The organism is Rhizobium sp. 16-488-2b, from assembly GCF_017741815.1.
Taxonomy (GTDB): domain Bacteria; phylum Pseudomonadota; class Alphaproteobacteria; order Rhizobiales; family Rhizobiaceae; genus Rhizobium.
This window is the reverse complement of record NZ_JAGHMF010000033.1, coordinates 24,773-34,918: the sequence shown is the minus strand read 5'-3', so window position 1 is coordinate 34,918 and position 10,146 is coordinate 24,773. Positions and strand designations below refer to the sequence as shown.

9 protein-coding genes and 1 pseudogene are annotated in these 10,146 nt (G+C 60.0%); 6 read left to right on the top strand and 4 right to left on the bottom strand.

Annotated features, from left to right (window positions below; all coding sequences use genetic code 11):
• A pseudogene (locus tag J5286_RS23510) lies at positions 1–189 on the top strand (SDR family NAD(P)-dependent oxidoreductase); the annotation flags it as partial.
• Positions 190–340: 151 nt separating this feature from the next.
• Here J5286_RS23510 and J5286_RS23505 read toward each other — a convergent pair.
• The 4 genes from J5286_RS23505 to J5286_RS23490 form a co-directional block, all read right to left on the bottom strand.
• Entirely contained in the window at positions 341–1,744 is a 1,404-nt protein-coding gene (locus tag J5286_RS23505; protein WP_209192101.1) for a hypothetical protein, read from the bottom strand.
• Entirely contained in the window at positions 1,741–3,372 is a 1,632-nt protein-coding gene (locus J5286_RS23500) for a VPA1262 family N-terminal domain-containing protein (protein ID WP_209192100.1), read from the bottom strand. Before J5286_RS23500 ends, J5286_RS23505 begins: the two co-directional genes overlap by 4 nt.
• A gap of 108 nt (positions 3,373–3,480) precedes the next feature.
• Positions 3,481–4,047 carry a recombinase family protein gene (locus J5286_RS23495; RefSeq protein ID WP_209192099.1) on the bottom strand — a complete coding sequence of 189 codons (567 nt, stop codon included), beginning with the start codon at positions 4,045–4,047 and terminating at the stop codon, positions 3,481–3,483.
• Positions 4,048–4,278: 231 nt separating this feature from the next.
• On the bottom strand, positions 4,279–4,905 hold the full coding sequence (locus tag J5286_RS23490) for a GntR family transcriptional regulator (RefSeq protein WP_209192098.1): 627 nt from the start codon (positions 4,903–4,905) through the stop codon (positions 4,279–4,281).
• A 165-nt stretch (positions 4,906–5,070) separates the two neighbouring features.
• On the opposite strand from J5286_RS23490, the gene bioB reads away from it, so the two are divergent.
• The 5 genes from bioB to J5286_RS23465 are packed head-to-tail and all read left to right on the top strand — an operon-like array spanning position 5,071 to position 10,081.
• Positions 5,071–6,048, top strand: a complete 978-nt coding sequence (gene bioB / locus J5286_RS23485; RefSeq protein ID WP_449090080.1) for a biotin synthase BioB — start codon at positions 5,071–5,073, stop codon at positions 6,046–6,048.
• Positions 6,038–7,183: an 8-amino-7-oxononanoate synthase gene (locus J5286_RS23480; RefSeq protein WP_209192096.1), complete on the top strand. Its 1,146-nt coding sequence runs from the start codon at positions 6,038–6,040 to the stop codon at positions 7,181–7,183. The genes bioB and J5286_RS23480 overlap by 11 nt, the downstream gene beginning before the upstream one ends.
• Positions 7,180–7,821, top strand: coding sequence for a dethiobiotin synthase (gene bioD / locus J5286_RS23475; RefSeq protein ID WP_209192095.1), 642 nt, complete (start codon positions 7,180–7,182; stop codon positions 7,819–7,821). The genes J5286_RS23480 and bioD overlap by 4 nt, the downstream gene beginning before the upstream one ends.
• The gene (locus J5286_RS23470) at positions 7,818–9,098 is read left to right on the top strand and encodes an adenosylmethionine--8-amino-7-oxononanoate transaminase (protein ID WP_209192094.1); all 1,281 of its coding nucleotides are present in this window, start codon (positions 7,818–7,820) and stop codon (positions 9,096–9,098) included. The genes bioD and J5286_RS23470 overlap by 4 nt, the downstream gene beginning before the upstream one ends.
• Positions 9,095–10,081 carry a beta-ketoacyl-ACP synthase III gene (locus tag J5286_RS23465; protein WP_209192093.1) on the top strand — a complete coding sequence of 329 codons (987 nt, stop codon included), beginning with the start codon at positions 9,095–9,097 and terminating at the stop codon, positions 10,079–10,081. The genes J5286_RS23470 and J5286_RS23465 overlap by 4 nt, the downstream gene beginning before the upstream one ends.
• Positions 10,082–10,146: the final 65 nt, after the last annotated feature.

Below are 10,146 nucleotides of genomic sequence, written 5' to 3'. Positions count from 1 at the left end.
GCCGCTGGTCTTCCGGGGCGCGCCCCGGAAGACCAGCGGCCGCAGCACCTGGGGAAGATTCAAACGGCACTAATGAGGAGTATTGCTCCGGTACTGACATCCGGCAGATATTTTGACGATTGCCAGGAGGCTCCGGTTGTCGACGAGCGCGGATCGGCGCCCTTCTTCGGCGTCGCGCGTTATGCCTAAGACGAGGAAAATGCAGCCCGCTTGTGGAGGATGGCTACGCGGTGGATGGTCGCCGAAAGGAGTTAAAAGAAAACGCGCCGTCGCCCCTTGAGGACGGTCTAGCATTCACATTGAAGGCGGCCGGAAGAACTAGTGTCGGAACGCGGCCAGGCTATTTCGAATGCTTGTCAGTTGGCGAACCATACCTCGACCGATGAAGACGAGACATAGGTGGTCCGGGCATTTCCGAAGACTGGACGAAGGCCGTCCCCGCGGCGCGGTCACCGTAAGAAAGCGCATGTGCGTAGGTTCGCCAGCGTGCGATCAGCCTGCTTATCTCCCTGTGAAGCGCGCCGGCGTCCGGGTGCCATTCGTTATCCAAAAGAGCTATCTTTGCTTCTGTGCTCCGCATCTCCGCTTCGAGACTACATTTCTTCTCGAAGTTCCCTAGCCACATGAGGACCGCATAGTCTAGCTGGGATGTCCCCTGTGCGAGAGCTTCATCATCAGCGGAGGATGCAAAGTTCCACGCGTCCCATCGGCGCCACGCATAGTGGCTTATCAGACGCAGTCGATCCGACGCCGCAGTTGTTGAGAATTCTTGCAAACACGCTGCTATCTCGGAGCGTCCGTCGACTTGACCGCAACTCAGCTTCACACTGTCGACATAAGCAAAAAGGCCGGCTTCATCACAACCGACAAGCGCTTTTCCGAGGGCAATTTGGATATGAGGGTAAGCTACGGGATTCTCGTTAAAAACGGTCAGCCATACACGCCATTCATCCGGGGACTCGGCCATCTTGTCAAAAAGGCGGGCCAGAGCTTCAGTTTCAGCGTCCGAGAGCTGCCGACGGTTGCGCAACACGTCTTCCAGGGCGGCGAACCGTATATGATCGTTTGTGCTTCCACTCGCGAGAGTGAGGAAATCGGCGGTACGCAGCGCCGATATGAGAGCGCTAGCGTCGAACCAGTTATCCACCTGGCCTGCCATCGAAGTCAATTCATCAGGCGCGAGCTGATATAAGCCATTTACAGCTGCAATCAAACCAAGCGGTGGCTTCGGACGGTTCTGGAAAGCGGAAGTTCGTCGGATGAGTTCCCTCCAGTCACCGCGTGCTTCGGACTCCCCGAGACCTTGCAAGATCTCCCTCTCGTAATGAGGGATGCCGCTTGGCACGACGACGTCGGCTTTTACGCCTCTGGACAGGATCTTCAGACCATAGATCAGTTCTGGATGAACAGGATAACATTCCTCCACTTTCTGCCAAAAGCCATTACCAATGTTCCAGAAGCTTGCGGCAATTAGCGCTGCGGTTAGGCGCAATCCATATCGATCATCTACGCGCTGCCAGCCTCCAAGCGTTGCAATCGTCCATCCGATGTAGCCAGCCAACTTGGCCCTGTCTCGAATGGCGTCTTGGATATCCCGAATAACGGCCTCGGTCAGGTCGTCAGCACGGTCATCAGCATCCGGTCCCTGCAGAGACAAAAGCGGGGCGACCGAGGGCATGATCTCGTCATCGCCAGACCAGCCAGTCATGGCATCTATTATGATTTGCTGCGCCTCCGTAGTCACCAGGATCTCCAGATCAGATGTTGCGGTCTATTTAGGGCGGCCCACAGATCGTTGAATGCACCGGATATAAGGGCTGCATTCCCCACCTTCTGCAGGATGTGATGAGCGTTGCCGAGCGAATTCACAGAGGTCCCCAGTGACCAAGCCAAAGGACCGGATTCTGCTTTCGGGAAAATTAGGAAGCGATCATGGAATGCCCAGCCTTCTGGGCCGTTGCGGCACCGATATTCTAACTTCAGTCCCTCAAGGTTGCCTCCATCCCGCGAAAGCACGGCTCTTTGATCGGCTTCGAACGTGCTGATTTTTGGCGGGGCGCAAGGATTCGGCGGGCTCTCTCGACCCGTTATGGCCCGAAGATCCGAGCCGGCATATGGTGACCAGAACAGCGTCTGAAGAATGTCATCTGCGCTCAGATATGGATCCCATAAATCCACTCCGTCGACGCCGTGCGCCGTGATAAGGTGCCGGATATCGTTGAGCGCTCGCTCTCGTGATGCGGTTGACCCCGGATCGGGACGATACTGAATGAACTCTCTTGTTGCCTCGAGGCGCTTCGCCTCATCGAGTTCCCTTCGACGGCGATACCATCGGCGCTCCGCACTTTTTTCAGCCTCGCCGACAATGGTTTGAAAGGAATCCATCACGTCAAGTCGGACTGGCATCGCGGCACCAGAAGCACCCTTGCAAGAAAATAGTCTTGGCTCGGCTCGGATTGGATTGAGCCTAAGAGCAATCGTCCGCAGCGCAATGGTCTCGGCCGAAGCGGCGAGCAGCAAACCTGTTCGCGCCTCGAAAATCTCAGTCTCGACCGGATCGTGCGTCCTATCCACTGGTAGCGTGATTTCTTCAGTGAATTCGTCGCTAACGGCAGCGTCGACGAGAAGGTTGTCCCAACGAGTTCGCGCTGCCACACGAAGCGGGCGAGGGGTGGTTCCGTCGCGCCAACTAACCTTCACAGACACGTCGCTTCCCTCGCGAGTTGCGAACATGTTTGCGTCAAGCGCCAGGACAGGAAGCTGGAAGACAATGTCCCCCAGGAAGTCCGACATGCCGGATAGCTCGATTGGAAGGGACGGCCCGATCTTGCTTGAAAGGTCCTGAAGGCGACGCGGATCGTCTATGAAGGCCTTCAAGGACTCCTTCGATGCGTCGACAAGGCGAAACAGGTGAGACCCAGACCAGAAATTATTCTTAATCAGCCGATTTACCGGGACCTCAAAGCTCCCATTGACGGGCGCAAATACAGGGCCGTGTGGCTCAAGATCGCCAACTTTCAACTCCTTACCCGTGAGCTTCCATTCGCCCTTCTGTTCGAACTCCTGTAAAGCGTCGTCTATCCCATGGAGCGGGCGATAGGTTCGCGCCACTCCGAAAGACCAGTCCTTGATGCCGCTAACCCGAATGCGGCTGCTCAAGACTGGAGCTCCGTTGAGATCGCGAAAGCTTCCGTTTTCGGAGAATACTACCACAGTGAGGACGTTCGTCGGGTATCCGCCCTTCGGCGTCCCGATGACTTCCGCTATTTCTACATGATCATAGTCCGCCAACCGGCCGGGAGCCGACAGGAACGCGATTTTCTCTCGGAACCACGAAAGATCCTTTTTTATTGATGGAAGAAGCGTTCTCACAAAATCCCTCGCGTACAACTCAGTCGCACGCTCCAAACTATCAATCAGGCCCAGTCGGCCCGAAGCTGCGATTTTGGCCAACTCAAAGAACAGTTAGAGAACTCTTGATCAGATAGAGACTGACGGGGAACCTTGGCCCTCCAAGGCGCGGTAGACAGTCATCCTGGAAATGTTCAGTTCACGAGCAACGGCGGCTTTCGTTGCGCCAGCCGCGATCCGCCTGCGGATTTCTGCGTCATCAACATTCTTCTTCCTGCCAGTGTAGATGCCGTCCGCTTTTGCCGCGTCGATGCCCGCACGTTGCCTGTCTTTGATGAACTTGAGTTCCATGTCGGCGACCATGCCGAGGATGGTGATGACCATTCGACCCATGCTTCCGGCCGTCGTCACTTCGGGCTCAAGAATGCGGAGTGACGCGCCTTTTTCGTCAAGCTCATGAACGAGATTGAGAACGTCGCGTGTGGATCGGCCGAGCCGATCAAGCCGCAGAACTACAAGTTCATCGCCCGCGTGCAAGAACTGCATAATGGTTTCCAACTCGGACCGCCCCTTTCGGGACGCTCCTGATCCGGTTTCCGAGCGAATGATTTCGCAACCAGCAGCCTTCAGGCGCTCGTTCTGAATATCGAGGTCCTGATCTGTGGTGCTGACGCGAGCGTATCCGATGCGGGCCATAGCAGTTCTGTAACATTAGGATGGCTTCGATTATGTAACGTCACTTTGATCGAAAATCCACCCTTCTGTTACATATACCGCACGTCACATTTTACTGTCACTCTTGGGCGTACCCAAAAATGACACCGCGCAAAACGCGGTCGCACCCCCCTTAAGAGGCGGACTTTTGCGTTCGATTTTTGCGACACGAATTTGGGAGCATTCTAAGTTCGCGATGCTTCCGATGAAAAGTCAGGATTTACGCGACATATTCGCTCGCTCCAGTTCGCGAATATGCATATCCAATAGTCCACTTGCCGCCTGAAAATCTCGCTTTTTCAGTGCGTCGACGATTTGCCGGTGGGCCATGCTGGACCCTGGCCGCCAGCCGGCTGAGCGGGTCGCCGAGAAGATAATGCGTGAGTTGGCGAGTTGCAGGTCATCAAGCATCGCCAGCAGTCTGGGCATGCGGCAGCCACTCACCAGTTCGCGATGAAAGACGCGGTTGGCGCCCTCCCATTCGGCGAGGGTTCCGGCGTTGTCGCAGGCCGCCAGTGCCAGCTCGATCCGCTCAAGCGCCGCCGCATTAAGCCGCGGCGCGGCGTGCCGCAGAGCCAGCGCTTCCAATGCAGCGCGGATCTCCACTGTCTCCTGAATTGACGCCTGATCCAAGGGGGCGACGCGCATGCCGCGGCGCGGCAGGCTGACGGCGAGCCCCTGGGCGCGAAGCAGCTGCAAGGCCTCGCGGGCGGGCACATGGCTGGCGTCGAATTCCTCGGCGATATGGTCCTGCCGAAGCGGCGTTCCGGCCGCCAGTTCTCCAGAAACAATTCTCTCCCCAATTGCACGGGCGATGCGTTCAGCAACAGTTTCAGCCATAGTTCCCATAGATAATCTATTAAAAAACGGATTGATTGCGCTAGATCTAGCCGATAGTCTTTTCAATAGGCAGCATAATGATAGATAATCGATAATTCAACGATTTTTGTGTGTTGCCTCGCGGTTGATAGAAAGGAAGGCGACATGCTGAAAACTGAAGTGACTATGGCGGCGGAGTGTGGATCTGCCGAAAGCCGTTGGACGCTTGATTCGGCGCGGGAGCTCTATGACCTGCCCTTCAACGACCTGCTCTACCGGTCGCATGGCATCCATCGCGCCAACTTCGATCCGAACGAGGTTCAGCTCAGCAAACTGCTCAATATCAAGACCGGCGGCTGTCCCGAGGATTGCGGCTATTGCAGCCAGTCGGCCCATGCTTCCGGTCTCGCCGCCTCCAGGCTCATGAAGCTCGACGACGTTATGTCGGAAGCACGCAAGGCCAAGGCGAGCGGCGCCACCCGCTATTGCATGGGCGCTGCCTGGCGCAGCCCGAAAGCGCGGGACGAGGCGGCGATCGTCGCCATGGTCAAGAGCGTGAAGTCGCTCGGCCTCGAGACTTGCATGACCCTTGGGATGCTCTCGTCCGAGCAGGCGGAAACCTTCGCCGAAGCCGGTCTCGATTACTACAATCACAACGTCGACACCTCGGAGCGCTTCTATCCCGAAGTCATCACCACCCGCAGCTTCTCCGATCGCCTGGAGACCCTGGCGCATGTGCGCGAAGCCGGCATCAAGGTCTGCAGCGGCGGCATTCTCGGCATGGGCGAGACGGTTGACGATCGCATCGACATGCTCGTCACGCTCACTAACCTACCGGAGCCGCCCGAGAGCGTGCCGATCAATCTGCTGATCCCGATGCCGGGAACCAGGATGGCCAATGTCGATCCCGTCGATCCGATTGAGTTCATCCGCATCATCGCGCTTGCGCGACTGATGATGCCGGCGTCCTCCGTGCGCTTGACGGCGGGGCGCACCGCGATGAGCGACGAGATGCAGGCGTTGTGCTTCTTTGCCGGTGCTAATTCGATCTTCATCGGCGATACGCTGCTGACGGCGGCCAATCCTGGCAATGATCGGGATTCGAACCTGCTCGCCCGGCTCGGCATGACCGCTACCAGCCTGGAGATTCCGCGTGAGTGCTGACCGGCTTGCGCGCTTCAGCGCGGCGCTCGGCCAGCTTCGCCAGAAGGGCCGGTTGCGCGCGCTGAAGCGCGAAACCGGCGCCGACTTCACCTCCAACGACTATCTGGGGCTGGCCGCGTCGACCGAGATGCGCGACGCATTGCTCGCCGCGATCGAACGCGGCGTTCCCGCGGGTGCAGGTGGATCGCGCCTGCTGCGTGGCAATCATGCTGAGCATGAAGCGCTCGAGGAAGAGGCCGCCGCCTTCTTCGGCTGCGAGCAGATGCTCTATTTCGGCAGCGGCTACGCCGCCAATCTGGCGATCCTCTCAACCTTGCCGCAGCGCGGCGATCTCATCGTCTACGATTGCCTCGTCCATGCCAGCGCGCATGAAGGAATGAAGGCGGGCAAGGCCGAGATGGCTGCCTTGCCGCATAATGATCCCGATGCGGTCGAGGATGCGATCCGCGCCTGGCGTGCGGCTGGCGGTATGGGCTTTCCCTGGATCGTCGTCGAAAGCCTCTATTCGATGGATGGTGACCGCAGCGCGCTCCCCGAGCTTCTGACTATCGCCGATCGCCACAATGGCTTTCTCGTTATCGATGAGGCGCATGCAACGGGCGTGCATGGCAGAGGTGGGATTGGCTATTCGGCCGGGTTCGAAGGCCGCGACAACGTCATCGTTCTCCATACCTGCGGCAAGGCGTTGGGTTCGGCTGGCGCACTTGTCGGCGCCAATCGCGTGCTCTGCGATTTCCTCGTCAATCGGGCGCGTCCTTTTATCTATTCGACGGCGCCGTCTCCGCTGCAGGCGGCCTGTGTGCGCCATGCGCTCGGCATTCTCGCCGGCGAGCCGGAGCGGCGCAGCCGGCTGCATGCGCTGATCGACTATGCCAACGCCGAATTCTCCGGCCGCTTCGGCATACCAGCAAGCGGCACGCAGATCCTGCCTGTCATCATCGGCGGCAACAGCCGCACCGTCCGCATTGCGGAGCGGATGCAAGCGAGAGGCTTTGATATCCGGGCGATCCGCCCGCCGACCGTGCCTGCGGGCACGGCCAGGCTTCGCATCACGATCACGCTCAATGTCGATAGGCCCGCCATTGCACGAATGATGGATGGGCTGGCAGAGGCGATGGAAGAGGAAAGAGCATGAGCAGGTACTTCGTTGTCACCGGAACAGATACCGGCATCGGCAAGACGGTCTTTTCGGCGGCGCTGGCAGGCTCGCTCGATGGCTATTACTGGAAGCCGGTACAATCGGGCCTCGATGAGGAGACGGATAGCGAGACCGTGAGGCGGCTATCGGGTCTACCGTCGGAGCGGATACTGCCGGAAGCTTGGCGCCTGCAGACGCCGGTCTCTCCGCATCTCTCTGCCGAGATCGATGGCGTAGCGATCGATCCCGATGCGCTTCGGCTTCCTGAGACCGACCGTCCCGTTGTCATCGAAGGCGCGGGCGGGCTGCTCGTGCCGCTGACCCGGCAAAGCACCTATATCGACGTCTTCGCCCGCTGGGGCCAGCCGGTCATTCTCTGCGCGCGCACCGGGCTGGGCACGATCAATCACACGCTGCTTTCCGTCGAGGCATTGCGCCAGCGGCGCATCCCGATCGCCGGAATTGCGTTCATCGGTGAGGAGCGCTCCGACACGCAAGCGATTATCGCCGAGATGAGCGGCGTGCCGGTTCTCGGCCGCCTGCCGGTGCTCGATGTGCTGACGCCGGAGAACCTGCGCCGGGCGTTCAGGGAGCATTTCGATCTCTCGCTCCTTCAGGAAAAGGCTTCGGCATGACCGGCACTGCGAAGACATCGCCAGTCTGGCACCCGTTCAGCCAGCACAAGCTCGATCCGGCCTTCAAGAAGATCGTCAAAACCGAGGGCGCCTATCTGATCGACGAGGACGGGCGCTCCGTTCTCGATGCGATTTCCTCCTGGTGGGTGATCACGCATGGGCACCGCCATCCCGTGATCACCGAGGCGATACGGCTAGCCGCAGAGCGCTACGACCAGATCATCTTTGCCGAATACACCCACGAGCCGGCCGAAGAATTGGCGAGGGGACTGATCGAACTAACGCCGCCCGAAATGGCGCATGTCTTCTATTCCGACAGCGGATCGACAGCGGTTGAAGTCGCGCTGAAGATGGCGCTCGGATTCTTCCACAATAGCGGCGCGGCGCGCTCGCGCGTCGTCGTCATGGAGCACGGCTACCACGGCGATACGATCGGCACGATGTCCGCAGGCGAACGCGGCGTCTTCAACGCCGCCTATGCGCCGCTGCTCTTCAATGTCGACACGATCCCCTTTCCGGAGCCCGGCTGCGAGCAGCAGACGCTGGATGCTCTCGAGCGGTTCTGCCGCGGTGGGGATGTTGCAGCCCTTCTGATCGAACCGCTGGTCCTCGGTGCAGGCGGCATGAAAATGTATCCGGCTCATCTCTTGGCGGAGTTCCGGCGCATCACTCAGCGATACGGCACGCTGCTCATCGCCGACGAGGTGATGACCGGATGGGGGCGGACGGGATCGCTGCTCGCCTGCGATGAGACCGGTCTCGCGCCCGATATCCTCTGCCTGTCGAAGGGCATCACCGGCGGCGCCCTGCCGCTGGCGGTCACCCTGTGCACTGCCGAGATTTTCGACGAGCACCTCTCCGAAGATCGCCGCCGGACCTTCTTCCATTCGAGCTCCTATACGGCCAATCCGATCGCCTGCGCCGCCGCCGTCGCCAACCTCCAGATCTGGCGCACCGAACCGGTCGCGAAGCGCATCGAGGCCGTGGCGGCAATGCATTGCGACAAGATGGCTCGGTTTCGCTCGGATCCGCGTTTCGCCAATATCCGCCAGCAGGGCACGATTGCGGCGCTCGATCTCGCGGCCGATACGACGGGCTATCTCTCGGAAGTCGGGCCGCGCCTCAGAGCCTTCTTCCGCCAGCGCGATCTCCTCATCCGCCCGCTCGGCAATGTCATCTATCTGATGCCGCCTTACTGCGTCACCGAGGCGGATCTGGACAGGGCCTACACCGCCATCGACGAGGCCGCCGATTTCATCAGGAGCGCGGCGCGATGACGGTTGCCAGCAGGATGGCGGGCTTCGGGCATTACGTGCCCGAGCGGCGCGTCGATAATCTCGAGCTCGAGGTGCAGCTGGGCCTCGACGCCGGCTGGATCGAACGGCGCACCGGCATCCGCTCGCGGCGCTGGGCGGCAGCGGGAGAAACGCTGACGGATATTGCGGCGAAAGCAGGCGAGATGGCTCTTCAGGAGGCAGGCGTCGATCGCAAGACCGTGGCGCTGACGCTGCTTGCAACATCGACGCCGGATCATCTCCTGCCGCCATCGGCACCGCTGCTGGCATTCCGTCTTGGCCTGTCTTCCTCGGGCGCTATCGACCTTGCGGGCGCCTGCTCCGGCTTTCTCTACGCACTGGTGCTCGCCGACGGTTTCGTCAGGGCGCATGGCAAACCGGTGCTCGTCGTTGCTGCCAACATCCTGAGCCGGCGCATCAACATGCAGGAGCGGGGCACGGCCGCGGTCTTTGGCGATGCCGCAGGCGCGGTCCTGCTGATGCCGTCGGCCGTGCGGGATAGCGGTGTGATCGGTGTCGAGCTTATCCAGGAGGGGCAGAACTACGATCTGATTCAGATCCCCGCCGGTGGCAGCGCACGTCCCTTCGAGCCCGGTTTCGACATCGGCGAATTGCGCATGACGATGCGCGACGGCAAGGCGGTCTTCGCGCACGCCGTGCGGATGATGACGCAATCGGCGGCCCGTGCGATGGAGCAGGCGGGGCTTGCGGCACAGGACATCGGCCGCTTCGCACCGCATCAGGCCAATTCCCGCATCATCGACGCTGTCTGCGACCACTTGTCGATCGCGCCGGATACGGCGCTGCGCACAATCGGCGAGTTCGGCAATTCGTCGGCGGCGACCATCCCGCTGTCGCTCTCGCTGGCCAACAAAGAGCGGCGCTTTGCTTCCGGCGAGTGCTTGCTGCTAACCGCAGCCGGTGCTGGTATGACTGGTGGAGCTGTGGCTGTGCGCGTTTCGTGACTATAGAGCGAGGATGATGAACCCCGCGCTCGATGACATCTTCGATGAGAAACGGAAACTGGTGC